Here is a 24,849-nt window from a genome sequence, read left to right on the forward strand (position 1 = left end):
TAATTGAAATTATTCTACTGATTCAAAGAAATCTAGTTCTTTGCTGTCCTCAGATAATTGAACAACAGCTTTTTTACGATTTGGACGGTAACCTCCGTGGCGACCCATGCGCTTGAATTTACCTTTAATGTTAGAAGTATTAACTTTAACAACCTTCACACCAAAGATTTCTTCAACAGCATCTTTGATTTGATTTTTGTTAGCTTTTGTACTTACTTCAAAAGTATATTTCTTATCAACCATTTGGTCGGCAGAGTGTTCCGTAATAATCGGGCGCTTAATGATATCTCGTGCATCTCTCATTATGCAAGCACCTCCCCTGCTTTTTCCGCTGCATCTTTAGTAATGATCAGCTTGTCATGTGTAAGTAAATCAAGAACGTTTAGTCCACTTACAGTTAATACTTTCGCATTTGGTAAGTTATTTGCACTTTTAGCTACAACATCATCTTTATCAGCTGTAACGATTAATACTTTTTCACTTACTTTTAGTGCGTCTAGTACCTTCACAACTTCTTTTGTTTTAGGTGCATCAAATGCTAATCCTTCTAAAACAACTAGGCTGTCTTCTTTCACTTTAGATGAAAGTGCTGATTGAAGTGCTAATCGGCGAACTTTCTTCGGTAATTTATAGCTATAGCTGCGTGGTGTTGGGCCAAATACGACGCCACCGCCAACCCATTGTGGTGAACGGATTGAACCTTGACGGGCACGACCTGTACCTTTTTGACGCCATGGTTTACGACCTCCGCCTGCTACTGCTGAACGATTTTTAACAGCGTGTGTCCCTTGGCGACGTGATGCTTGTTGCATAACGACCGCATCGTGTAACACATGCTCGTTTGGTTCAATACCAAACACGCTATCGTTTAATTCTACATCCCCTACTTGCGAACCGCTTTGGTTATATAGTGCTACTTTAGGCATGACATATCCTCCCTTCGGTTATTATTTGCTAGCCTTTATTGCACTCGTAATTTTCACGAATGATTTTTTAGGTCCAGGAACGTTACCTTTAATTAATAGAAGATTACGTTCTGCATCTACTTTTACTACTTCAAGATTTTGAAGAGTTGTTACAACGCTACCCATGTGTCCAGGTAATTTTTTACCCTTCATAACACGTGCTGGCTCTGCTGCCGCTCCCATTGAACCTGGTCCTCTATGATAATGCGAACCGTGACTCATCGGACCACGTTGTTGATTGTGGCGCTTAATCGCACCTTGGAAACCTTTACCTTTTGATGTACCTGTTACATCGATAATATCTCCAGCCTGGAATGCCTCTACGCTAATTTCTTGACCAATTTCATATGCATCAAGACTAACGTTACGGAATTCACGAATGAAGCGCTTAGGATTAGTGCTCGCTTTTGCAGCATGTCCTGTAGCTGGTTTGTTTGCATTAACCGGTTTTTGGTCTGCAAAACCAACTTGAATCGCTTCATAGCCGTCGTTTTCTAAAGTTCTTTTTTGCAATACCACGTTAGGTTCTGCTTGAACTACTGTTACTGGAATTAATTCGCCATCTTCACTAAAGATCTGTGTCATGCCGACTTTACGACCTAAGATTCCTTTCGTCATCCGTTACACCTCCTATAAATTGTATAAATTATAATTTGATTTCGATATCCACACCAGACGGTAAGTCTAAACGCATAAGCGCATCAACTGTCTGTGGCGTTGGATTAACAATATCAATTAAACGCTTGTGAGTACGCATCTCAAATTGCTCACGAGAATCTTTGTACTTGTGTACCGCACGAATAATTGTATAAAGTGATTTTTCAGTTGGCAACGGGATTGGACCCGATACACCAGCACCCGAACGCTTTGCAGTGCTTACGATTTTTTCAGCTGACTGATCAAGAATACGGTGATCATAAGCTTTTAAACGAATTCTGATTTTTTCATTTGCCATTATTTTCCCTCCTTTTCGCCCATTTTAATAATAGACATTCTCCGCGGAAATTTCTTGGCACCCTTCCCATGGCAAAGGGGCCGGGCGTGCCGACAACCTTCCGCATCATCGCCTTTAATGACCAACATTGTTCATTATATAGAATAACAACATAGATTGCAAGAGAAAATAATAAATATCCGAAATTTTTTTCACCAATATTTGAGGGGGGCGCTTTTATTGCTATATCAACGTTTTTTTATCCTATTTATGCAATGCGAGGTTAAATATAGGGGGTATTTTCAGTCGAATTTAATCTATTAAAAAGGAAAACACGCACCACGAATGTTGAAAGTAACACATAGATATCACTGCATCAAAAAACGTAGGGATTCATTCCGGAGTATGTATAGAAGAAATTATACAACGCCCGATGAGTTAGCGACGAATCTTGCTAACAATCAAGCTATCGATACGATCCGCTAGTAACAATGAAAAACGCGCTATTTCTAAGACTTAAGCCGATTGCAGTTCATCTATTAAATATTGAGGCTACAATTATTAAAGATAGGTATATAACATAAGCGGAACTTAACTTCAATTATTTTTGCGCGTGTGTATAATATTCGGTGTTGGTGAATGAAATTTTCTGAAAATGATAAAAATACTAAGTGCTCACGGTAGCCCTTTTACCAAAATCAATACCACTATTACTACCTCCATCATTTGCTGAATTTTGAGAGACTTCTATATTGAAATTGAACTACCCATCTCAATCTCGCAACCGATAGCAGGCTTTTTGTAATGATGATGGATGCACTTTTAAATGAATCCAAAGACTTTAAACCTCTTGTTCTTCTATCCCTTATCCCATTGAGTTTAGAGAGCTCATCACTAATCTTAGTGGCATCATTACCATAAGTAACAGAAAAAGGTCTGTTAATATCTCGTTCTATCTCTTTATAAATTATTTTGTTACTAATGACTGTCGTTTCCAAAAGAGCATGAGATGGCTCTTTATAATGAGAAGAGCTAAAATCACTGCCCTATGCAGATGAAATCAACGAAAAAAGAGTAATACAGCAAAAATAAGGGGCCGACAAGACTAACATCTTGATCTTTATACCATATGTGAGATTACTATCTAAGATGCAAACAACCTCCACTTCATTAAAAACTTTTCTTCAACACCAAATATTATGCAACCAAAAAAAGGGTAGCACCGAAGCGCTACCCTTTTCTTTATTAAAGTAAGTTTAACTTACTTAGTGATTGTTGCTACAACACCAGCGCCTACAGTACGGCCACCCTCACGGATAGAGAACTTAGTACCTTCTTCAATAGCGATTGGTGAAATTAAGTCTACTGTCATTTCTACGTTGTCACCAGGCATAACCATTTCAACGCCTTCTGGAAGACGGATGATACCAGTTACGTCAGTTGTACGGAAGTAGAACTGTGGACGGTAGTTATCGAAGAATGGCGTATGACGGCCACCTTCTTCTTTTGATAATACATAAACTTCCGCTTGGAAAGTTGTATGTGGAGTGATTGTACCTGGTTTAGCAAGTACTTGACCACGGCTGATATCTTCACGAGACACACCACGTAGCAACGCACCGATGTTGTCACCAGCTTCAGCGTAATCTAGAAGCTTACGGAACATTTCAACACCTGTTACAGTTGTTTTAGATGGCTCTTCAGCAAGACCGATAATCTCGATTTCATCACCAACTTTAACTACACCACGCTCAACACGTCCTGTAGCTACAGTACCACGACCAGTGATTGAGAATACATCCTCAACTGGCATCATGAATGGCTTTTCAATGTCACGGTCTGGACGAGGGATATACTCATCAACTGCATCCATTAATTCGTAAATTGCATTTACATATTGCTCTTCGCCTTCAAGCGCTTTAAGAGCTGAACCTTTGATTACTGGTACATCATCACCAGGGAAGTCATACTCAGATAATAGGTCACGAACTTCCATTTCTACTAATTCAAGAAGTTCTTCATCGTCTACCATGTCACATTTGTTTAGGAATACAACAATTGCAGGTACACCTACTTGACGTGAAAGTAAGATGTGCTCACGAGTTTGTGGCATTGGACCATCAGCAGCAGATACTACTAAGATCGCACCATCCATTTGTGCAGCACCAGTGATCATGTTTTTAACATAGTCAGCGTGACCTGGGCAGTCTACGTGTGCATAGTGACGTGTATCAGTTTCGTACTCAACGTGTGCAGTTGAGATTGTGATACCACGCTCACGCTCTTCAGGCGCACCATCGATTTGATCGTAAGCCATTGCTGTACCAAAACCAGATTTGTTGTGTAGTACAGTAGAGATTGCTGCAGTTAAAGTTGTTTTACCATGGTCAACGTGTCCAATTGTACCAACGTTAACGTGGTCTTTTGAACGGTCAAATTTTTCTTTACCCATTATATAATTCCTCCTAAAAATAAATTGTTTTATTATTTACTTGCTTGTCCACTTCATTACCTAGAGGTAATGAAGTCTACAATACAAGTTATACTTTAAATTGATAAAAAAATCAATTATTGTCCAGTGTTTTTCTTGATAATTTCTTCAGAAATACTCTTTGGTACTTCTTCGTAATGATCAAATGACATCGTGTAAGTACCACGACCTTGTGTGTTTGAACGTAATGCTGTTGCATATCCGAACATTTCTGATAATGGAACAAACGCTTTAACAACTTGTGCTGTACCACGTGCTTCCATACCATCCACACGACCACGACGTGATGTAACATCACCCATGATATCACCCATGTACTCCTCAGGAATCACAATTTCAACACGCATTAATGGTTCAAGAATGACAGGGTTACATTTGTTTTTCGCATTTTTAAGCGCCATAGAAGCCGCTACTCTAAATGCTGTTTCGTTAGAGTCGACATCGTGGTAAGAACCATCGTATAATGTCGCTTTAACATCAATCAATGGATAGCCAGCTAATACACCGTTTTCCAGTGATTCTTTAATACCCGCCTCAACTGAAGGAATGTATTCACGAGGAACAACACCACCAACAATGTTATTAACGAATTCAAATCCAGCACCTTCTTCGTTTGGCTCGAATTTAACCCAAACGTGACCGTACTGTCCACGACCACCTGATTGGCGGACGAACTTACCTTCAACTTCCGCAGATCCACGGAATGTTTCACGGTAAGATACTTGAGGAGCACCAACATTAGCTTCAACTTTGAATTCACGTCTCATACGATCAACGATGATATCAAGGTGTAATTCACCCATACCAGAAATGATTGTTTGACCCGTTTCAACATTTGTTTCAGTTCTAAATGTAGGATCTTCTTCAGCTAACTTACCTAAAGCAACAGACATTTTGTCTTGGTCAGCTTTAGATTTTGGTTCAATCGCAACAGAGATAACAGGCTCTGGGAATTCCATTGATTCTAGAATAACAAGATTCTTTTCATCACATAAAGTATCCCCTGTACTTGTATCTTTTAAACCTACCGCACCAGCGATATCCCCTGCGTATACTTCTGAAATCTCTTCACGAGAGTTCGCGTGCATTTGTAGGATACGTCCTACACGCTCACGCTTACCTTTAGATGAGTTTTGTACATAAGAACCAGCCTTTAATGTACCAGAGTAAACACGGAAGAAAGTAAGTTTACCAACGAATGGATCCGTCGCTACTTTAAACGCAAGTGCTGAGAATGGTTCTGAGTCATCTGCATGACGCTGAATTTCTTCATTCGTCTCAGGCACAGTACCTTCAATTGCTTCAATGTCAAGTGGTGATGGTAAGTAATCTACAACACCATCAATCATTAATTGAACACCTTTATTTTTAAAGGCTGAACCTACGAACACTGGATAGAACTCAACTGAAAGCGTTGCTTTACGCACCGCAGCTTTGATTTCTTCTACAGTGAACTCTTCACCTTCTAAATAACGCATCATCATGTCTTCATCTAGTTCAGCTACCGCTTCGATTAGACCTTGGTGAAGTTCTTCAGCTTGATCTTTTAATTCTTCAGGAATTTCTGTCGCTTCAGCGCGCGTACCTAAGTCATCTTCATAGAAGTAAGCTTCCATTGTAACTAGATCAATAATTCCTTCAAATGCATCTTCAGCACCAATTGGATATTGAACTGGGTGAGCGTTAGCTCCTAAACGGTCTTTTAATGTACCCACTGAGTACAAGAAGTCCGCACCTGTTTTATCCATTTTGTTAATGAATACAATACGAGGTACCCCGTATGTAGTCGCTTGACGCCAAACTGTTTCTGTTTGTGGTTCTACACCTGATTGTGCATCAAGTACAGTTACCGCACCATCAAGTACACGAAGTGAACGTTCTACTTCTACAGTGAAGTCTACGTGTCCTGGTGTATCGATAATGTTGATACGGTGACCTTTCCACTGAGCAGTTGTTGCAGCTGAGGTAATTGTAATACCACGCTCTTGCTCTTGCTCCATCCAGTCCATTTGTGAAGCACCTTCGTGTGTTTCACCAATCTTATGGATACGACCTGTGTAGAATAAAATACGCTCAGTAGTTGTTGTTTTACCGGCATCGATATGGGCCATGATCCCGATATTACGCGTATTCTCCAAGGAGAATTCTCTAGGCATATGTGTTTCTCCTTCCTATATTTCAGTCTAGTTTTGTTAGAATGAACCTAAGCTGGTTTGTTCCAAGGAACAAACCAAATCAGATTACCAACGATAGTGAGCAAATGCTTTATTTGCTTCAGCCATTTTATGCATGTCTTCACGTTTCTTAACTGCTGCACCAGTATTGTTTGATGCATCAAGAATTTCGTTAGCTAGGCGTTCTTCCATTGTTTTTTCTCCGCGTAGGCGAGAGTAGTTCACAATATAACGAAGACCTAATGCTTGACGACGTTCCGGACGTACTTCAACTGGTACTTGGTAGTTAGAACCACCAACACGGCGAGCACGTACTTCAAGTACAGGCATAACATTTTTCATTGCTTGTTCGAATACTTCAATTGCAGGTTGACCACTACGTTCTTGTACAAGATCAAATGCTGCATAAAGAATTTTTTGTGACTTACCTCTTTTACCGTCAACCATCATTTGGTTGATTAAACGAGTAACAAGTTTCGAGTTATATAACGGATCAGGTAAGACATCACGTTTAGCTACAGGACCTTTACGTGGCATAGTCTAACCTCCTTTCATCTAATGTTTTATCATTAAGTTAAATTATTTTTTCTCTTTCGGACGCTTCGTTCCATATTTAGAACGACCTTGCATACGGCCATCAACACCAGCAGTATCTAACGCACCACGAACAATATGGTAACGCACACCAGGTAAATCCTTCACACGGCCCCCACGGATAAGAACAACACTGTGCTCTTGTAGGTTGTGACCAATACCAGGGATATACGCTGTAACTTCAATACCGTTAGTCAAACGAACACGTGCATACTTACGTAGGGCAGAGTTCGGTTTCTTAGGCGTTAATGTACCTACACGTGTACAAACACCACGCTTTTGTGGAGATGATTGGTTAGTCAGTGACTTTTTGAAACTGTTATAACCTTTATTTAAAGCTGGTGAGTCAGATTTTTTAGACTTAGACACACGACCTTTACGTACTAATTGATTAATAGTTGGCATAACTTTTTCCTCCTCTCATTACTTTTTGTAATACCACACATCCAGGTGGTTCATTTATAAGCAAAAAACAAAGTTTTCATGAATCAAACAAGTCAATTCACCAAAACCCTATTGCTTTATCGCTACGGCTGCTGTTCCCACTTCAATTCCACAGGCCTTTCCAAGTTTAACCTTAGAATCAACAACTGTATAAGGAATATCCATTTTCTTTACTAGCTGTAGAAGTTTATCCACCATGAACGGATCAATATCCGATGCAATGATAACCTCTTCTACGTTCCCGCTTTTGATTGCTTTAATTGTTTGTTTTGTACCAACAATTAAGCGATCTTTTGCTTGGGTAACTTTTTCATAAGACATTTACATATCCTCCAAAGTTTTAAAAGGTAACAGAAGCACCTTGAATATAGTACCACGTATGAAAAGTAAATGTCAACTCAAAATATAAAAGTTAGACAACTATTTTTCCATTAAACGCAGGACATCTTCAAGGAGCTTCTTTCATATACCTTTATGACATTTTATTCTGCTGTTTCTTCAGTTTTCGTTGAATCTTCTTCAACAACATTCACAACTGGCATTGCCGTTTGCGCTTCAATCTTGCGGTAACGTTGCATACCCGTACCTGCAGGTACAAGTTTACCAATAATAACATTCTCTTTAAGTCCGAGAAGTTCATCACGTTTACCTTTGATTGCCGCATCCGTTAATACACGTGTTGTTTCTTGGAATGATGCTGCAGATAAGAATGAGTCAGTTTCAAGTGACGCTTTTGTAATACCTAGTAATACTGGGCGCCCAACAGCTGGCTCTTCATTATTCATCAACGCTTTTTTATTAGCTGCTTTGAATTGATGGATTTCTAATAAGGCACCCGGTAAGACATCTGTGTTTCCAGATTCTGTTACGCGAACTTTACGTAACATTTGTCGTACCATTACTTCAACGTGCTTATCACCAATCTCTACCCCTTGCATGCGGTAAACTTTTTGTACCTCTTTAAGGAGATAAGATTGTACACCATCAACACCTTGATATTTAAGCAGTTCTTTCGGATCGATTGACCCTTCAGTCAAGGCCTCACCCGCAACAACTTCATCGCCAACTGCTACACGAACACGCGCGCCGTAAGGCACTGTATATGTGCGTGGTTCGATTGCTCCTTGGACAACAATTTCTTGTTTATCTTTGACTTCAGTAATGTCTGTGACTGTACCTACAATCTCGCTGATTAATGCTTGACCTTTCGGATTACGCGCTTCAAAGATCTCTTGGATACGCGGTAAACCTTGAGTGATATCACTACCTGCTACACCACCGGTGTGGAATGTACGCATCGTTAACTGCGTTCCAGGCTCACCAATTGATTGGGCCGCAATAATACCTACAGCTTCACCAACTTCAACTTCTTGACCAGTCGCAAGGTTACGACCATAACATTTCTTACATGCCCCGTGTTTCGTATTACATGTAAAGACCGTACGGATAAGCACTTCTTCAATGCCAGCTTCATCAATATGACGAGCCGTATCTTCGTTAATGACTTCATTCTTTTCAATCAAGACCGCGCCTGTTTCAGGGTGTTTGACTGTTTCAAATGCTGTACGACCGATTAAACGATCTATTAACGGTTCAATAATTTCCGTACCTTCCTTAATCGCATGTACTGCTAAACCACGATCAGTATGACAATCATCCTCACGAATGATAACATCTTGAGCTACATCAACAAGACGACGTGTTAAGTAACCTGAATCGGCCGTCTTAAGCGCGGTATCGGCAAGACCTTTACGCGCACCGTGCGTAGAAATAAAGTACTCTAAGACCGTTAAGCCTTCACGGAAACTTGACTTGATTGGTAACTCAATGATACGACCAGCCGGGTTGGCCATAAGACCACGCATACCCGCTAACTGCGTAAAGTTTGAGGCGTTACCACGCGCGCCAGAATCACTCATCATAAAGATTGGGTTACGGTGACTAAGTGACTGCATCAATTTATCTTGAATAACATCTTTTGCTTGAGACCAGATCGAAATAACGCGCTCATAACGCTCATCTTCTGTGATTAAACCACGTCGGAATTGCTTCATGACTTTATCTACTTTCGTCTGCGCTTCTTCTAGAATAACTTTCTTCTCTTCTAGTACAACGATGTCGGCAACACCAACTGTAATACCAGCTTTTGTCGAATGTTTAAATCCTAGATCTTTCATACGGTCAAGCATCTTAGATGTTTCACTAATCTTGAATTTCTTAAAGACTTCCGCAATGATGTCCCCTAAAATACCTTTTTTAAATGGTAAGATACGTTCGCGTTTTTGAATTTCTTCTTTTACATTTGTACCTTTTGATACAAAGTAATGCGCAGGCGTTTCTACCTCTAAGTTGTATGCTGTCGGTTCATTCATATATGGGAATGATGGTGGCAAGATTGAGTTAAAGATCAATTTACCAACAGTCGTTAATAATAACTGACTGTTTTGTTCTTCAGAGAACCTTGGGTTATTGAGCGATGATGCCTGAACAGCAATTCTAGTGTGCAAGTGCACATAGCCATTCTGATAGGCAGTCATAGCTTCATCAATGTCTTTAACAACTAATCCTTCACCAATTGCACCTTCACGCTCTAATGTTAAGTAGTAGTTTCCTAATACCATATCCTGTGATGGTGTAACAACTGGCTTACCGTCTTTCGGGTTAAGAATATTTTGTGCCGCCAGCATTAAAATACGAGCTTCTGCTTGTGCCTCTGCTGATAAAGGTACGTGAACAGCCATCTGGTCACCATCAAAGTCAGCGTTATAAGCTGTACATACCAATGGGTGGAGACGGATCGCACGACCTTCAACTAGTGTTGGTTCAAATGCTTGAATACCTAGACGGTGCAATGTTGGCGCACGGTTTAAAAGTACCGGGTGCTCTCTAATAACATCTTCTAGCACTTCCCAAATTTCATCGTGCAGTCGCTCGATTTTACGCTTAGCAGATTTAATGTTATGCGCTAATCCACGGCCAACTAGTTCTTTCATAATAAATGGCTTGAATAATTCAACGGCCATTTCTTTCGGCAAACCACATTGATACATCTTTAAGTTAGGTCCTACAACGATAACCGAACGGCCAGAGTAGTCAACACGTTTACCAAGTAAGTTCTGACGGAAACGACCTTGCTTACCTTTAAGCATATGCGAAAGGGATTTTAACGGGCGATTACCCGGTCCTGTTACAGGACGTCCACGACGTCCATTATCTATAAGCGCATCAACAGCTTCTTGAAGCATACGCTTTTCGTTTTGAACAATAATCGTTGGTGCACCTAAATCTAATAGCCGCTTGAGGCGATTATTACGATTAATCACACGACGATATAAATCATTTAAATCAGATGTAGCGAAACGACCACCATCAAGTTGGACCATCGGACGTAATTCCGGTGGAATGATTGGTAAGACATCTAGAATCATCCATGAAGGATCATTACCTGAATGTCTGAACGCTTCAATTACTTCCAGACGCTTAATCGCACGCGTACGACGCTGGCCTTGGGCTGACTTTAACTCTTCACGAAGCATTTCTGCTTCTTTTTCTAAGTCCAAGTCTTGTAAGATTTTTTTGATAGCTTCTGCACCCATTTGCGCTTGGAAGCTTTGACCATACTTGTCACGGTAGGCACGATATTCTCTTTCAGAGAGCAATTGTTTCTTTTCAAGTGCTGTATCCCCAGCATCTGTCACAATATAAGCAGCAAAGTAAATAACTTCTTCAAGTGCACGCGGTGACATATCGAGCGCAAGACCCATACGACTTGGAATACCTTTAAAGTACCAAATATGCGATACTGGTGCTGCAAGTTCAATATGCCCCATACGTTCGCGACGTACTTTCGCTTTTGTAACCTCTACGCCACATCGGTCACAAACAACGCCCTTATAACGCACACGCTTATACTTTCCACAGTGACATTCCCAGTCCTTAGTAGGACCAAAAATTCTTTCACAGAATAAACCATCTTTTTCTGGTTTTAATGTACGATAGTTAATCGTTTCTGGCTTTTTAACTTCCCCAAATGACCATGACCGAATTTTGTCTGGTGATGCCAAACCTATTTTCATAAATTCGAAATTATTTACATCTAGCAAGGGGTCTACCTCCCTTTTAGTATGTGGTAGGCCTAGTTTTCACTAGGCCCTTGAACAGTATCTAAACGACCTTACTTTTCTTCAAACTCTAAATTAAATTGATCTTGTGAGGTATCGTCCTCATCTTCCATATCACGCAGCTCAATTTCTTCTTCATCTGCCGATAACATTTTAACGTCCATACCTAAACTTTGTAACTCTTTAATCAATACTTTAAATGATTCTGGAATACCAGGTTCAGGAATGTTTTCACCTTTAACGATCGCTTCATATGTTTTCACACGACCAACAACATCATCCGATTTAACCGTTAAGATCTCTTGTAAAGTATACGCAGCACCATATGCTTCAAGTGCCCATACTTCCATCTCACCAAAACGCTGTCCACCAAACTGTGCTTTACCACCAAGTGGTTGTTGAGTAACAAGTGAATACGGACCTGTTGAACGGGCGTGTAGTTTATCGTCAACCATGTGAGCCAGTTTAATCATATACATGACACCCACAGACACACGGTTATCGAACGCTTCACCTGAACGTCCATCATAAAGAATCGTTTTCGCATCACGCGACATACCAGCTTCTTCAATTGTTTCCCAAACATCTTCCTCCGTTGCCCCATCAAATACTGGTGTAGCTACATGAATACCGAGCTTACGCGCAGCCATACCTAAGTGCAACTCAAGAACCTGTCCGATATTCATCCGAGAAGGTACCCCTAATGGGTTAAGCATGATATCAACTGGTGTACCATCAGGTAAGTAAGGCATGTCTTCCTCAGGTAAAATACGTGAAATAACACCCTTATTACCGTGACGACCTGCCATCTTATCACCTTCGTGAATCTTACGTTTTTGTACAATGTAAACACGTACTAATTGGTTGACACCAGGTGGCAACTCATCGCCATCTTCACGATTAAAGATTTTTACATCAAGAACAATACCACCAGCTCCGTGCGGAACACGAAGAGATGTATCACGTACTTCACGTGCTTTTTCACCGAAAATAGCGTGAAGTAAACGTTCTTCTGCTGAAAGTTCCGTTACACCTTTTGGCGTTACTTTACCTACTAATAAATCGCCATCTTCAACCTCAGCTCCGATACGAATAATTCCTCTTTCATCTAGGTCACGTAGCGCATCTTCACCAACGTTAGGAATATCACGAGTGATTTCTTCTGGACCTAATTTCGTATCACGCGCTTCTGATTCATACTCTTCGATATGAATTGACGTGTATACATCATCTTTCACGAGGCGCTCACTCATAATAATCGCATCCTCGTAGTTATAACCATCCCATGTCATGAAAGCAACAAGGACGTTTTGTCCTAAGGCAAGCTCGCCATCTTCCATTGATGGACCATCAGCTAAAATTTCACCCTTAGTCACACGGTCACCAACACGAACAATCGGACGTTGATTATAGCAAGTTCCTTGGTTAGAACGAATGAATTTTTGTAATTTATAGCGATCCACATCGCCTTTTACTTCTTTACCGTCAACAACAGAGATACGTCTTATGCGTACTTCTTTCGCTTCTACACGTTCGACAATGCCTTCATAGCTCGCCACAACAGCCGCACCGGAATCTTTACCCGATACATATTCCATACCTGTACCTACGATTGGGGAACGGGGTTGAATAAGTGGAACCGCTTGACGCTGCATGTTCGCACCCATTAGCGCACGGTTCGAGTCATCATTTTCCAAGAACGGAATACAAGCTGTCGCCGCAGATACAACCTGCTTTGGCGATACATCCATATAATCAATCTTATCACGAGCGACACTCTTGTTTTCCCCGCGGAAACGTGAAATAACTTCTTCATCTAAGAAACTTCCATCTTCACCGAGTCGGGCGTTCGCCTGAGCAACAACATAATTGTCTTCTTCATCAGCTGTTAAGTAATCATATTCTTCAGTGACTTTTCCTGTTTCGGTATCCACACGGCGATACGGTGTTTCAATAAAGCCAAATTTGTTTACTTTCGCAAAAGAGGACAGAGAGTTAATCAGTCCGATATTCGGGCCTTCTGGTGTTTCAATCGGACACATACGACCATAGTGAGAGTAGTGAACGTCACGCACTTCAAATCCTGCGCGCTCTCTCGTCAAACCACCTGGTCCAAGCGCTGATAGACGGCGCTTGTGCGTTAATTCAGCGAGTGGATTGGTTTGATCCATAAACTGAGATAACTGTGAGCTACCAAAGAACTCTTTAATTGATGCAATAACCGGGCGGATATTAATCAATTGTTGTGGCGTAATTGCCGATGTATCTTGAATCGACATTCTCTCACGTACAACACGCTCCATACGAGATAAACCAATTCGGAATTGGTTTTGTAGTAATTCCCCAACGTTACGTAGACGACGGTTTCCTAAATGGTCAATGTCATCTGTCGAGCCAACGGTGTGCAGGATATTAAAGAAGTAATTAATAGCTGCTAAAATATCCGCTGGAGCAATATGTTTAACATCATCTGATACAATCGCGTTGCCGATAACGTTTAACGTGCGCTCACCTTCAGCGTCTGTTGGATCAATAATTTTAATTTGTTGGAGACGAACATCTCCCTCAATCACGCCTTCTTCTGGCGTAACATACATATCACCTAAACGATCTTCATCTCGTTCAAGTAAAGGCATTAATTTATTTAATAAACGACGATCGATTGTCGCGCCCTTCTCAGCGATAATTTCGCCTGTTTCAGGATCGGCAACTGTCTCAGCTAACGTTTGATTAAAGAGACGGTTTTTAATATGCAATTTCTTGTTCATCTTGTAGCGACCCACATGCGCTAAGTCGTAGCGTTTTGGATCAAAGAAACGAGAAACAAGTAAACTTTTAGCGTTTTCTACTGTTGGCGGTTCACCAGGGCGAAGACGCTCATAAATTTCCAATAGCGCTTTTTCTGTTGTCTCTGTATTGTCTTTTTCTAATGTGTTACGTAAATACTCATTATCCCCGATCAAATCAATGATTTCTTGATCTGTGCCAAAACCTAATGCACGTAATAAAACAGTAATTGGGAGTTTACGTGTACGGTCGATACGAACATGCACAACATCTTTTGCGTCCGTTTCAAACTCAAGCCATGCCCCACGGTTAGGAATAACTGTTGCCCCATAGCCACGCTTACCATTCTTATCAATTTTAGCGTGGTAGTACACACTTGGCGAACGAACAAGCTGAGAAACAATAACGCGTTCCGCTCCGTTAACAATAAATGTACCAGTGTCTGTCATGAGCGGGAAATCACCCATAAAGACTTCTTGTTCTTTCACTTCACCTGTTTCGTTGTTTAACAATCGGACTTTCACACGAAGTGGCGCATTATACGTCACATCTCGCTCTTTTGATTCATCGACCGAATACTTTGGTTCACCCAAACTATAATCGACAAACTCTAATGATAGATTTCCTTGGAAATCCTCAATTGGAGAAATATCTTTAAACATTTCTCGTAAACCTTCGTCTAAGAACCATTGGTAAGAAGCTGTTTGAATCTCAATTAGATTCGGTAATTCAAGTACCTCATGAATTCGTGCGTAGCTTCTGCGCTGGCGGTGTCGTCCATACTGAACTAGTTGACCTGTCAACTGCTTCACCCCTCAAATCAAGAATAAAAAACAAAAAAGCTTAATCAAGAAAAATTTTGTTAAGCCCTATACCGCAAACTCATCTAGCTGTCAACTATTGACTTATAGAATGAAATCGGTATAATTTAAGTCAGATAATACGTTCGGAATCTTATCAGAACGTCTATCCGTTAAATATTTATAGTAAACATGATGAAACGACCCTAATAAGCGTCGAAACTTAGCATGTTTAGCGACTATACAACGATAGATTTCTGAGCATATAAAAATAAGGATTAGTTCTTGATTACGTTCATCAACGATTGTTAATCCTTGTTCCATCATTAGCCCCATATCTTCTCTATATCCCTGCCTTTATTAGCATTATTTCCGCATCTCCAGCTAAAAAAACTGCTTCTCCACAGAAAAAACGTGCTATTGGCATTTTTCTATATTATCACAATGGCAAGAGATAGTCAATTTATTTACACACTTTCCTCTAAAGCTTTACCGCGCGAATAATATAATACCCTTTATTTTTCAACACGACAGACACATCCTCAGATAGGCTCTCTAACAACTTTACTGCCGATGGCGCCCCTTGCTTTTTCTGAATCACAACCCATAGCTCCCCACCAGGCAATAGATGTTCAAAGCTTTCTTCAAGCATGAGATGGACAGTTTTTTTACCTGCGCGAATTGGCGGGTTTGTTAAAATGGCCGCAAAGGCTTGATTCACATTTTCAAAACGATCACTCGAATAAATCTCAACATTCTCAATCTGATTCACCCGGGCATTTTCTTTCGCTAAAGCAATCGCTCTTTCATTGACATCAACCAAGTGACAGCGACGCCCTCGATCAGCTTTAGCCAAACTCAACCCAATCGGTCCATAACCGCAACCTAAATCCAAGTAGTCCCCTTCAATATCAGGCGCACAAAACGCCTCTATTAACGTTCTCGAACCAAAGTCCACTTCATTTTTTGAAAACACACCAATATCACTTGTAAACTTGAACCGATGACCTTTCAGCATAAATTCCCATTTTTTCGGATCACTTTTGGCTTGAGGCTTATGTGTAAAGTATTGTTCTGACATTTAATCACCTGCTTTTACAGTTCACTATTTTCATCCTATAACCCTTAAGACTTTTTTGTCATTCTAGCCATAATTAACGAAAAATAAAAGCCCGCCTATAAAGACGAGCCTTCATTATTCAGATAGTCAATTGACTATTTTAAATTTACGCTTGCGCCTGCTTCTTCAAGCTTAGCTTTCATTTCTTCAGCTTCTTCTTTAGAAACGCCTTCTTTAATAGCGCCAGGAGCGTTATCTACTAAATCTTTAGCATCTTTAAGACCAAGACCAGTGATTTCGCGTACCGCTTTAACAACTTTAATCTTAGAAGCGCCAGCGCTTTCTAATACTACGTCAAATTCAGTTTGCTCTTCAGCAGCTTCGCCACCTGCAGCACCCGCTACTGCTACTGGAGCAGCTGCAGTTACACCAAATTCTTCTTCAATTGCTTTTACTAAATCGTTTAATTCAAGAACAGTCATTGCTTTGATTGCTTCGATAATTTGTTCGTGTGACATGTTTATTTCCTCCTAGAATTGTTTTATTTTTTAAGCCATATTTAGGCTACGATGCTCATTAAGCACCTTGTTCTTCTTTTTGCTCTGCAACAGCTTTTGCTGCATAAGCGAAGTTGCGCATTGGCGCTTGTAGTACGCTGAGTACCATTGAAAGTAAACCTTCGTAACTTGGTAAGTCTGCAAGTTCTTTAATTTGCTCAACTGATGCAACGTTACCTTGGATGACGCCACCTTTGATTTCCAATGCTTCATGCTTTTTCGCAAAATCATTTAACACTTTAGCTGGCGCTACGACATCTTCATTACTGAAGGCGATCGCAGTAGGTCCTACTAACACTTCATTTAATTCTGAAAGTTCAGCTTCTTCAGCAGCGCGACGAGACATTGTGTTTTTGTACACTTTGAATTCTACGCCAGCTTCACGAAGTTGCTTACGTAATTCAGTAACTTCCGCTACATCAAGACCACGATAGTCAACTAAGATCGTTGATTCACTTTCACGAAGTTTTGTTGCGATTTCAGAAACAACCTGTTTCTTTTTCTCGATAACTTTTGACATTGTTCCACCTCCTACCAGAATTAAACATCATACCGATCCGCGTTCTTTTATTGAAATCAATAAAAAACCTCACGCCGATAGTAGACGTGAGGGGAAATTGCGTGAATAGATAAGAGAACGACGTTCTCTTTATTCAACACCTCGGCAGGCTGATTAAGCATAAAGCCCCTGCTGTCTACGGTATAACGTATTATTTTAACCTTGTCGATTATAGCTAAACAATCGATTAAAGTCAAGTATTATTTTGCGAAGTTTGCTGGGTCAACTTTGACACCAGGGCCCATTGTTGATGTTACTGACACATTCTTCATGTAGATACCTTTAGAAGATTGCGGCTTAGCTTTTACGATTGTGTTAGCAAGCGCATTAAAGTTTTCAACCAGTTTCTCTAAATCAAATGAAGCTTTACCAATTGGTACATGCACGTTTGATTGACGATCAACACGGTATTCAACTTTACCTGCTTTAATTTCGTTAACAGCTTTTTCAACATCGAATGTTACTGTACCTGTTTTAGGGTTCGGCATAAGACCTTTAGGTCCTAATACACGTCCAAGTTTACCAACTTCAGCCATCATGTCTGGCGTTGCAACGATAACGTCGAATTCAAACCATCCTTGGTTGATTTTATTGATAAGATCTTGATCACCTACGTAATCTGCTCCAGCTGCTTCAGCTTCTTTAGCTTTATCACCTTTTGCAAATACTAAAACAGTTTGTGTTTTACCAGTACCGTGTGGAAGAACCATCGCGCTACGGATTTGTTGGTCAGCTTTCTTAGGGTCAACCCCTAAGCGGAATGCAGCTTCAACTGTTTCGTCGAACTTAGCTGTTGCATTTTCTTTTACTAATTTAAGCGCCTCTTCAACACCATACAATTTTGTACGATCTACTGTTTCTAAAGCAGCTTGTTGCTTTTTAGTTTTTTTAGCCATTTTCATTTCCTCCTTGAATGTGGTTTTAACGGTTAAACCTCCCACTTAAAAAAGCGGATCTTGCGCACGAATGCGCAAGCACTAGTTGACTATGCCCCTAGCTTATCTGCCTACAAAAAGGTTGCGAAATGACGGACGTCATAAACGCAACCTTCTTCACAAATCTACACACGTATATTAGTCTTCGATAACGATACCCATACTACGTGCAGTACCTTCAACCATACGCATAGCTGCTTCAACATCAGCTGCGTTTAAATCAGGCATTTTTGTTTCAGCGATTTCTTTTACTTGATCGCGCTTCAACGTTGCAACTTTGTTGCGGTTTGGTTCACCTGATGCAGTTTCGATACCCGCTGCTTTCTTAAGCAATACAGCAGCCGGCGGAGTTTTTGTGATGAATGTAAATGAACGGTCTTCAAATACCGTAATTTCTACCGGAATAATCAATCCAGCTTGCTCTTGCGTACGAGCGTTAAATTCTTTACAGAATCCCATGATGTTAACACCTGCTTGACCTAATGCTGGTCCAACTGGTGGTGCCGGGTTTGCTTTGCCCGCTGGAATTTGAAGTTTTACTACTTTGATTACTTTTTTAGCCACGAGACACACCTCCTTAAGTCCGTGATGTGGTCACAGGGTTTTACCCCTCCCACTCAATTTCATATTCTATCTAACCTTATACTCGAGGCATATAAGAACATTAGAATTTTATCATGCTCTTTGAAATAATGCAAGGGTCGAGTACATAAAAAAATAAAAAACTTAATCCATATGCTTTATTTGTTTAAAATCTAACTCTACTGGTGTTTCACGTCCAAAGAGATCAATTAGCACTTTCGCTTTCTGGTGGTCAAGGTCTAATTCCTGAACAACTGCTTCACGACCTTCAAATGATCCATCAGTCACCGTTACTTGGTCACCGACATTAAAGTTAAAGTCGATAACCGTTTCCTTCATACCCATCCGTTTAAGAATAGTTTCAGCCTCTTCCGGTAATAACGGTGTCGGCTTTGAGCCTGATCCGGTTGAACCAACGAAACCTGTCACTCCCGGCGTATTTCTTACGACATACCATGAATCATCTGTCATAATCATCTCAGCCAGTACATAACCCGGAAAGACTTTCTTCATTGCTACTTTCTTTTTACCATCTTTTACTTCCGTCTCTTCATCTTCTGGCACGAGGATGCGGAAGATTTTATCCTCCATTCCCATTGATGCTAGACGTTTTTCTAAGTTGGTTTTTACTTTGTTCTCATAACCTGAATACGTATGCACAACAAACCACTGCTTCTCCATCGTTTTCCCTCCTTTTCAATTTTAAAATTAATATAATCTTTAAAGCACTCATGAACATTCTAACAGGTCAATCATTCATTAAAGATATGTTTTTCCCCAATTTAAAAAACCCGCAATAAGTGGACGGGTTTTCTGACAGGTCAACATAAATCTTACTTAGTTGATACTAGTATAACATAAAACTCTCTCTTCTACTCGAATAAAAGATTTAAAAGTTGTGTAATACCCAAATCAACAACGACAAAGAATAAAGCAACAAAAGCAACTGTCGCAACAACTGTAATTGTCGAATTCGTTAATTCTTTCCGTCGTGGCCAAGATACCTTTTTCATTTCACGTGAGACGTTTTTAAAAAATGATACAATCTTCACTAGTCGTTCCTCCAAACTCGATTGAATTGTTCTTCACAACGCGGTTATTTTGTTTCGCGATGTACGGTGTGTTTATTACACTTTTTACAGAACTTTTTCAATTCTAATCGTTCTGTTTGTTGTGTATGTTTATCTGAGTGATAATTTCGACTCAGGCATTCTGCACAAGCGAGTACAATCTTCTTTTTCATCTTGTTCACCCTCATAGATTACTATCTTACCTAATGTAGCACCTTCACCTATTTGTGTCAACGCTATCAGTAGAAAAAATCCAACTAAAGCAGGATAACAACTTCTTCTAAATAACGCTCGAATTTCTTTTTAATACGCTGAAGCGCGTTATCAATCGCTTTAACATGGCGATTAAGCAATTCTGAAATCTCTTGGTAACTACGTCCATCAAGATACAACATCAAGACTTCTCGTTCTAATTCACTAAGGACCGCGCCGAGCTTTTCTTCTACGACCTGATACCTTTCACGGCTAATTAAAAGCGCCTCCGGGTCAATAACATCTTGCTCATTCGCAATTATGTCAATTAACGTACGTTCGGAATCCTCATCAAAAACCGGTTTATCCAATGAAACATACGAATTCAACGGCCCGTGCTTCATTCTTGTAGCTGATTTAATCGCCGTAATAATTTGTCTTGTGACACACACCTCGGCAAATGCCTTAAACGACGCGTCTTTATCTTGTTTGAAATCTCTAATGGCTTTGTATAACCCAATCATTCCTTCTTGGATAAGATCATCATAATCTGCACCTACTAAAAAATATGTACTTGCTTTCGCTCGAACAAACCCGCGATATTTACGAATTAAGTAATCTAAGGCAGAAGAATCCCCATTTTGAACAGCATCAATTAACCGGACATCATCCATCTTCTTATACGCTTCCTGTTGACTGTTAATCGTGTAATGAGACTCGTTCAAAAGACTTCCCTCCTGCAGCAAACACATAATAGAAATATTATACAGTAAGCGCTTCACTTAAGTCAATGACTAGATTAACGTTTCCCGCGTCGCATTTTTTCAAGCACTTCCCACGTTGCCTGGTCAATAATCGGATGACGCGCTTGTTGTTTGTTTTGATAGTCTTGTAAATCTTGTAATATTTCCCCTTGAATATGATTAACTTCTAACTTCAATTCGCGGGCACTCTTACGGTAAGCCCCTTGTTGAAAGATTGTTCGTTGTTCAGCAAAATCAGAAGTTGCTACATAGACCTTTGTCTTCACATTTTTCAAAGACTTAACTAACCTCTCAATACATTCATCCGCTGTTTCTTTTTCCTTTGTATAAATAACTTCAACACCAAAGTTTTCTTCAAGTGACCCTAAGCCTTTGACTTCATAAGCATCAAATACAACAATGACACGGTAGCCTCGGTAAGCTTTGTATTCCGCCATCTTCTCAATCAACAGTTTCCGTGCTTGGTCAAGGTCTTTATCACGCAAGCGACTGAGTTCATCCCAGTCGCCAATGATATTATAGCCATCGACTAATAAAACATCCATTAGGCCTCACCTAGAGGATTTCTTTTCCTGAATATCTCATACATCAGTAAACTGCCGGCAACAGACGCGTTAAGCGATGACACGTTTCCTTTCATTCCAAGCTTGACCGTCCAGTCACATTTTTCTCTAACTAAACGACTCATGCCTTTTCCTTCATTACCAATAACAAGCGCAAGCGGTAAGTCGCCCTCTAGTTCGCGGTAGTCTTTATCAGCTTCCGCTTCAGTCCCTACCACCCAAACATGACGCTCTTTTAGTTCATCAATTGTTTTTGCAATGTTGGTTACTCGGACAACTGGCACGTACTCAATCGCACCGGCAGATGTTTTAGCTACCGTTGCAGTGAGCCCCACGGCCCGTCGCTTTGGAATAATGACACCGTGACACCCGCTAGCATCGGCTGTACGTAAAATAGAACCCAAATTATGCGGGTCTTCAATCTCATCAAGAATAATAAAGAACGGGTCTTCCTCGCGCTCTTTTGCACGATTAAATAAGTCATCCAACTCGAAATACTTATACGCTGCAACACTCGCAACAATCCCTTGATGCTGTGCACCATCCACTAGTTGATCCAGTTTCTGTTTAGGTACTTTTTTTACAATTACACCTGCTTCTTTAGCAAGACCCGCAAGTTGTTGTTGGGTTTTAGGATTTAATTGATCGTGAATAAATAACTTATTTATAGATCGGCCACTTCTTAGAGCTTCAGTGACAGGGTTCTTTCCAATAATCCACTCTTCATTCATGTGGTTTCACTTCCTTTTTCAATATAATTAATTGCTTGGTTAATAAGTTCCATAAGTCGATCATTATTTTCAATGAAATAATGATAACCCAATAATGCCTCAAAAGCGGTTGAATAACGGTACGTCATCACATCTGTGTTCTTTGGTACTGAGCCTGATTTCGCATTACGTCCTCGCTTTACGACACCCGCTTCTTCTTCATCTAACAAAGCTTCCTCTATCCAGTAACGCAACACTTTTGCCTGTTGCTTTGCCTGAACGAATCTAACAGCTGACTTGTGCAATTTGTTAACATTAACTTTTCCTTGGCGAATTAAGTAATCTCGCACATAGTACTCGTAAACAACATCCCCCATATAAGCAAGGGCTAAACTCTTCATCTGTAATACATGTATTTTTTCCATCGTTTAGCCCCGCCGCCAACGCGTACCATTGGCCGTATCTTCTAAAATAATATTTTCTGCTTTTAATTGATCACGAATCTCATCCGCTCGGTTGAAATCACGATTTTTGCGTGCTTCTTCTCGCTCAACTAACAGTTGATCAATCTCTACGTCAAGCAGTTCTTCCTCTGCTTCTATCTCTAACCCTAATACCTCAAAGAATCTTTTAAACATAACCGTATAAGCCTCTAAATCAGATAAGAGAACAACTTGCTTCCCTAAATACGTATTCACCACTTTAACCGCATCAAAAATCACCGCGATAGCGTTGGCTGTATTAAAGTCATCATCCATAGCCGTTTCAAAGCGTTCAATGAGAACGTCAATATCACCACGCACCGTCTCCGGACCCTCTTCAGCGTCAATAAGACGTTCATTTAAAGATTTTACGACATTTTCAATTCGCTTTAAACCTTGCTCCGATTGTTTAATTAAGTCATGGCTAAAGTTAATCGGACTACGATAATGGACGCTCAACATAAAAAATCGCAGCAATAAACCTGAATACTGATCAAGTAAATCTCTCGCTAATACGGTATTACCAATCGATTTCGACATTTTTTCATTATCAATATTAATATAACCATTATGCAACCAATAGTTGCTAAAGGTATGGCCGTTGCATGCTTCTGACTGAGCGATTTCATTTTCATGGTGCGGAAACGTCAAGTCTTGACCGCCCGCATGAATATCAATCGTCTCGCCTAAATGCTCTTTGGCCATTGCAGAGCATTCAATATGCCAGCCTGGCCGCCCTTGGCCCCACGGGCTTTCCCAATACATTTCATTAGGCTTGGCCTTTTTCCATAAGGCAAAGTCAATCGGATCTTCTTTCCTACCATCCACTTCAACACGCGCTCCACTCTGTAAATCGTCAAGTGACTGGTGGCTAAGCTTACCGTACTCTTTAAACTTACGGGCTCGAAAATACACATCACCATCCGATTGGTAAGCGAATTTTTTGTCAATGAGGGTGTTAATAAACGTAATGATTTCAGTCATAGACTCTGTCACGCGTGGATATACGGTCGCTTCTTTAACACCTAGACGCGCGACATCTTCTCGATATGCAGCAATATACTTATCACTTAACTTTTTTAAATCAATACCTTCTTCTTGTGCAGCACGAATAATTTTATCATCCACATCCGTAAAATTTAAAACATATGTCACATCATAGCCACGGTACCCTAAGTATCGTCTCACCGTATCAAATACAATCGCCGGCCTCGCATTACCAATATGAATATAATTATAGACCGTTGGACCACAGACATACATCCGCACCTTATTTTCTTCAATAGGTTTAAACACCTCTTTTTGACGCGTTAACGTATTATACATTCGAATCGTCATTGGCATTCGCCTCCCTTATCTCTTCTAGCGCTTGTTTTAATGACCGAATCTCACCCTTTAATTGTTCTAAGCAATCATCGACTGGATCTGGTAATTTATTATGTTGTAAGTCACGTTTAATTTTCTTTCCATTTTGCATCACGACATGGCCAGGAATCCCAACTACAGTTGAATAGTCAGGGACATCTTTCAAAACAACCGAACCAGCACCAATTTTAGATTCTTCACCAATCGTAATAGCGCCTAATACCTTTGCCCCAGACGCTACAAGAACATTGTTTTTTAACGTTGGATGCCGTTTGCCTTTTTCTTTACCCGTACCACCCAACGTGACTCCTTGATAAATTGTCACATTATCACCAATTTCGCACGTTTCTCCTATAACGACACCCATACCATGGTCAATAAAAAAGCGCCGACCAATCTTAGCACCTGGGTGTATTTCAACACCCGTAAAGAAACGACTGATTTGTGAGATGACCCGCGCAATAAAGAAGAACTTCTTCCGGTAAAACACATGCGCTAAACGATGTGACCACACCGCATGCAAGCCAGCATATGTTAAAATAACCTCTACATAAGACCGTGCTGCAGGATCTTGATCAAAAATCACATCCACGTCTTCTTTTAATTGTTTAAAGAAACGCATCTATTCTCACCTCTTTTTCTTATCAGAAATTAAAAACGCCTCTGCGACAAAATAGGCACAGAGACGCTCTCGTGGCGT

The 24,849-nt window shown here is 40.4% G+C and carries 26 protein-coding genes and 1 other annotated feature; all 26 genes read right to left on the reverse strand.

The annotated features are described in order from the left end of the window. Positions 1-9 precede the first annotated feature (9 nt). On the reverse strand, positions 10-303 hold the full coding sequence (rplW, locus tag BM163_RS07615; protein WP_089801822.1) for a 50S ribosomal protein L23: 294 nt from the start codon (positions 301-303) through the stop codon (positions 10-12). Beyond that, complete coding sequence (rplD, locus tag BM163_RS07620; protein WP_089801824.1) at positions 303-926, reverse strand: 50S ribosomal protein L4; 624 nt, start codon at positions 924-926, stop codon at positions 303-305. Before rplD ends, rplW begins: the two co-directional genes overlap by 1 nt. Before the next feature lie 21 nt (positions 927-947). Beyond that, a complete protein-coding gene (gene rplC / locus BM163_RS07625) occupies positions 948-1,583 on the reverse strand; it encodes a 50S ribosomal protein L3 (protein ID WP_089801826.1) in 636 nt (211 codons plus the stop codon). A gap of 28 nt (positions 1,584-1,611) precedes the next feature. Continuing rightward, on the reverse strand, positions 1,612-1,920 hold the full coding sequence (gene rpsJ, locus BM163_RS07630) for a 30S ribosomal protein S10 (RefSeq protein WP_089801828.1): 309 nt from the start codon (positions 1,918-1,920) through the stop codon (positions 1,612-1,614). Between the two features lie 1,240 nt (positions 1,921-3,160). After that, positions 3,161-4,351 (reverse strand): elongation factor Tu, encoded by a 1,191-nt coding sequence (gene tuf, locus BM163_RS07635; RefSeq protein ID WP_089801830.1) that lies wholly within the window; start codon positions 4,349-4,351, stop codon positions 3,161-3,163. 116 nt (positions 4,352-4,467) lie between these two features. Next, on the reverse strand, positions 4,468-6,546 hold the full coding sequence (fusA, locus tag BM163_RS07640; protein ID WP_089801832.1) for an elongation factor G: 2,079 nt from the start codon (positions 6,544-6,546) through the stop codon (positions 4,468-4,470). 84 nt (positions 6,547-6,630) lie between these two features. Beyond that, complete coding sequence (gene rpsG, locus BM163_RS07645; RefSeq protein WP_089801834.1) at positions 6,631-7,101, reverse strand: 30S ribosomal protein S7; 471 nt, start codon at positions 7,099-7,101, stop codon at positions 6,631-6,633. A 42-nt stretch (positions 7,102-7,143) separates the two neighbouring features. Beyond that, entirely contained in the window at positions 7,144-7,563 is a 420-nt protein-coding gene (rpsL, locus tag BM163_RS07650; protein ID WP_062321752.1) for a 30S ribosomal protein S12, read from the reverse strand. A 108-nt stretch (positions 7,564-7,671) separates the two neighbouring features. Then, on the reverse strand, positions 7,672-7,923 hold the full coding sequence (locus tag BM163_RS07655) for a ribosomal L7Ae/L30e/S12e/Gadd45 family protein (RefSeq protein ID WP_089801835.1): 252 nt from the start codon (positions 7,921-7,923) through the stop codon (positions 7,672-7,674). A gap of 161 nt (positions 7,924-8,084) precedes the next feature. After that, complete coding sequence (gene rpoC / locus BM163_RS07660) at positions 8,085-11,705, reverse strand: DNA-directed RNA polymerase subunit beta' (protein ID WP_089801837.1); 3,621 nt, start codon at positions 11,703-11,705, stop codon at positions 8,085-8,087. Between the two features lie 71 nt (positions 11,706-11,776). Further along, positions 11,777-15,313, reverse strand: coding sequence for a DNA-directed RNA polymerase subunit beta (gene rpoB / locus BM163_RS07665; RefSeq protein WP_089801839.1), 3,537 nt, complete (start codon positions 15,311-15,313; stop codon positions 11,777-11,779). 102 nt (positions 15,314-15,415) lie between these two features. Continuing rightward, the gene (locus tag BM163_RS07670) at positions 15,416-15,634 is read right to left on the reverse strand and encodes a hypothetical protein (protein WP_089801841.1); all 219 of its coding nucleotides are present in this window, start codon (positions 15,632-15,634) and stop codon (positions 15,416-15,418) included. A gap of 157 nt (positions 15,635-15,791) precedes the next feature. Then, positions 15,792-16,391, reverse strand: coding sequence for a class I SAM-dependent methyltransferase (locus BM163_RS07675; protein ID WP_089801843.1), 600 nt, complete (start codon positions 16,389-16,391; stop codon positions 15,792-15,794). Positions 16,392-16,525: 134 nt separating this feature from the next. After that, positions 16,526-16,888, reverse strand: a complete 363-nt coding sequence (gene rplL, locus BM163_RS07680; protein ID WP_089801845.1) for a 50S ribosomal protein L7/L12 — start codon at positions 16,886-16,888, stop codon at positions 16,526-16,528. 58 nt (positions 16,889-16,946) lie between these two features. Further along, positions 16,947-17,447 (reverse strand): 50S ribosomal protein L10, encoded by a 501-nt coding sequence (gene rplJ, locus BM163_RS07685; protein ID WP_089801847.1) that lies wholly within the window; start codon positions 17,445-17,447, stop codon positions 16,947-16,949. Between the two features lie 51 nt (positions 17,448-17,498). Further along, positions 17,499-17,646, reverse strand: a sequence feature (ribosomal protein L10 leader region). A gap of 40 nt (positions 17,647-17,686) precedes the next feature. Further along, positions 17,687-18,382 carry a 50S ribosomal protein L1 gene (gene rplA, locus BM163_RS07690; RefSeq protein ID WP_089801849.1) on the reverse strand — a complete coding sequence of 232 codons (696 nt, stop codon included), beginning with the start codon at positions 18,380-18,382 and terminating at the stop codon, positions 17,687-17,689. Positions 18,383-18,559: 177 nt separating this feature from the next. After that, a complete protein-coding gene (gene rplK, locus BM163_RS07695) occupies positions 18,560-18,985 on the reverse strand; it encodes a 50S ribosomal protein L11 (protein ID WP_062321740.1) in 426 nt (141 codons plus the stop codon). Between the two features lie 162 nt (positions 18,986-19,147). Further along, on the reverse strand, positions 19,148-19,684 hold the full coding sequence (gene nusG / locus BM163_RS07700; RefSeq protein ID WP_089801851.1) for a transcription termination/antitermination protein NusG: 537 nt from the start codon (positions 19,682-19,684) through the stop codon (positions 19,148-19,150). Between the two features lie 191 nt (positions 19,685-19,875). Beyond that, positions 19,876-20,055 carry a preprotein translocase subunit SecE gene (secE, locus tag BM163_RS07705; RefSeq protein WP_089801853.1) on the reverse strand — a complete coding sequence of 60 codons (180 nt, stop codon included), beginning with the start codon at positions 20,053-20,055 and terminating at the stop codon, positions 19,876-19,878. A gap of 44 nt (positions 20,056-20,099) precedes the next feature. Further along, positions 20,100-20,261: a 50S ribosomal protein L33 gene (gene rpmG, locus BM163_RS07710; RefSeq protein WP_258390166.1), complete on the reverse strand. Its 162-nt coding sequence runs from the start codon at positions 20,259-20,261 to the stop codon at positions 20,100-20,102. 69 nt (positions 20,262-20,330) lie between these two features. Next, positions 20,331-20,990, reverse strand: coding sequence for an RNA polymerase sporulation sigma factor SigH (sigH, locus tag BM163_RS07715; RefSeq protein ID WP_258390167.1), 660 nt, complete (start codon positions 20,988-20,990; stop codon positions 20,331-20,333). 74 nt (positions 20,991-21,064) lie between these two features. Further along, positions 21,065-21,574 carry an NYN domain-containing protein gene (locus tag BM163_RS07720; RefSeq protein WP_089801858.1) on the reverse strand — a complete coding sequence of 170 codons (510 nt, stop codon included), beginning with the start codon at positions 21,572-21,574 and terminating at the stop codon, positions 21,065-21,067. Next, entirely contained in the window at positions 21,574-22,323 is a 750-nt protein-coding gene (gene rlmB, locus BM163_RS07725) for a 23S rRNA (guanosine(2251)-2'-O)-methyltransferase RlmB (RefSeq protein WP_089801860.1), read from the reverse strand. The genes BM163_RS07720 and rlmB overlap by 1 nt, the downstream gene beginning before the upstream one ends. Beyond that, complete coding sequence (locus BM163_RS07730) at positions 22,320-22,727, reverse strand: Mini-ribonuclease 3 (protein ID WP_089801862.1); 408 nt, start codon at positions 22,725-22,727, stop codon at positions 22,320-22,322. Before BM163_RS07730 ends, rlmB begins: the two co-directional genes overlap by 4 nt. 3 nt (positions 22,728-22,730) lie before the next feature. Continuing rightward, positions 22,731-24,122: a cysteine--tRNA ligase gene (gene cysS / locus BM163_RS07735; RefSeq protein ID WP_089801864.1), complete on the reverse strand. Its 1,392-nt coding sequence runs from the start codon at positions 24,120-24,122 to the stop codon at positions 22,731-22,733. Next, positions 24,103-24,771 (reverse strand): serine O-acetyltransferase, encoded by a 669-nt coding sequence (gene cysE / locus BM163_RS07740; RefSeq protein ID WP_089801866.1) that lies wholly within the window; start codon positions 24,769-24,771, stop codon positions 24,103-24,105. Before cysE ends, cysS begins: the two co-directional genes overlap by 20 nt. Positions 24,772-24,849: the final 78 nt, after the last annotated feature.

The sequence above is a fragment of the Halolactibacillus alkaliphilus genome, assembly GCF_900115465.1.
Classification (GTDB): domain Bacteria; phylum Bacillota; class Bacilli; order Bacillales; family Amphibacillaceae; genus Halolactibacillus; species Halolactibacillus alkaliphilus.

Bases quoted from the DNA above. Each gene is read 5' to 3' on its own strand.
- rplW (WP_089801822.1), bottom strand. From the start codon at position 303: ATGAGAGATGCACGAGATATCATTAAGCGCCCGATTATTACGGAACAC.
- rplD (WP_089801824.1), bottom strand. From the start codon at position 926: ATGCCTAAAGTAGCACTATATAACCAAAGCGGTTCGCAAGTAGGGGAT.
- rplC (WP_089801826.1), bottom strand. From the start codon at position 1,583: ATGACGAAAGGAATCTTAGGTCGTAAAGTCGGCATGACACAGATCTTT.
- rpsJ (WP_089801828.1), bottom strand. From the start codon at position 1,920: ATGGCAAATGAAAAAATCAGAATTCGTTTAAAAGCTTATGATCACCGT.
- tuf (WP_089801830.1), bottom strand. From the start codon at position 4,351: ATGGGTAAAGAAAAATTTGACCGTTCAAAAGACCACGTTAACGTTGGT.
- fusA (WP_089801832.1), bottom strand. From the start codon at position 6,546: ATGCCTAGAGAATTCTCCTTGGAGAATACGCGTAATATCGGGATCATG.
- rpsG (WP_089801834.1), bottom strand. From the start codon at position 7,101: ATGCCACGTAAAGGTCCTGTAGCTAAACGTGATGTCTTACCTGATCCG.
- rpsL (WP_062321752.1), bottom strand. From the start codon at position 7,563: ATGCCAACTATTAATCAATTAGTACGTAAAGGTCGTGTGTCTAAGTCT.
- BM163_RS07655 (WP_089801835.1), bottom strand. From the start codon at position 7,923: ATGTCTTATGAAAAAGTTACCCAAGCAAAAGATCGCTTAATTGTTGGT.
- BM163_RS07670 (WP_089801841.1), bottom strand. From the start codon at position 15,634: ATGGAACAAGGATTAACAATCGTTGATGAACGTAATCAAGAACTAATC.
- BM163_RS07675 (WP_089801843.1), bottom strand. From the start codon at position 16,391: ATGTCAGAACAATACTTTACACATAAGCCTCAAGCCAAAAGTGATCCG.
- rplL (WP_089801845.1), bottom strand. From the start codon at position 16,888: ATGTCACACGAACAAATTATCGAAGCAATCAAAGCAATGACTGTTCTT.
- rplJ (WP_089801847.1), bottom strand. From the start codon at position 17,447: ATGTCAAAAGTTATCGAGAAAAAGAAACAGGTTGTTTCTGAAATCGCA.
- rplA (WP_089801849.1), bottom strand. From the start codon at position 18,382: ATGGCTAAAAAAACTAAAAAGCAACAAGCTGCTTTAGAAACAGTAGAT.
- nusG (WP_089801851.1), bottom strand. From the start codon at position 19,684: ATGGAGAAGCAGTGGTTTGTTGTGCATACGTATTCAGGTTATGAGAAC.
- rpmG (WP_258390166.1), bottom strand. From the start codon at position 20,261: ATGAGGGTGAACAAGATGAAAAAGAAGATTGTACTCGCTTGTGCAGAA.
- BM163_RS07720 (WP_089801858.1), bottom strand. From the start codon at position 21,574: ATGGATGTTTTATTAGTCGATGGCTATAATATCATTGGCGACTGGGAT.
- rlmB (WP_089801860.1), bottom strand. From the start codon at position 22,323: ATGAATGAAGAGTGGATTATTGGAAAGAACCCTGTCACTGAAGCTCTA.
- BM163_RS07730 (WP_089801862.1), bottom strand. From the start codon at position 22,727: ATGGAAAAAATACATGTATTACAGATGAAGAGTTTAGCCCTTGCTTAT.
- cysS (WP_089801864.1), bottom strand. From the start codon at position 24,122: ATGACGATTCGAATGTATAATACGTTAACGCGTCAAAAAGAGGTGTTT.
- cysE (WP_089801866.1), bottom strand. From the start codon at position 24,771: ATGCGTTTCTTTAAACAATTAAAAGAAGACGTGGATGTGATTTTTGAT.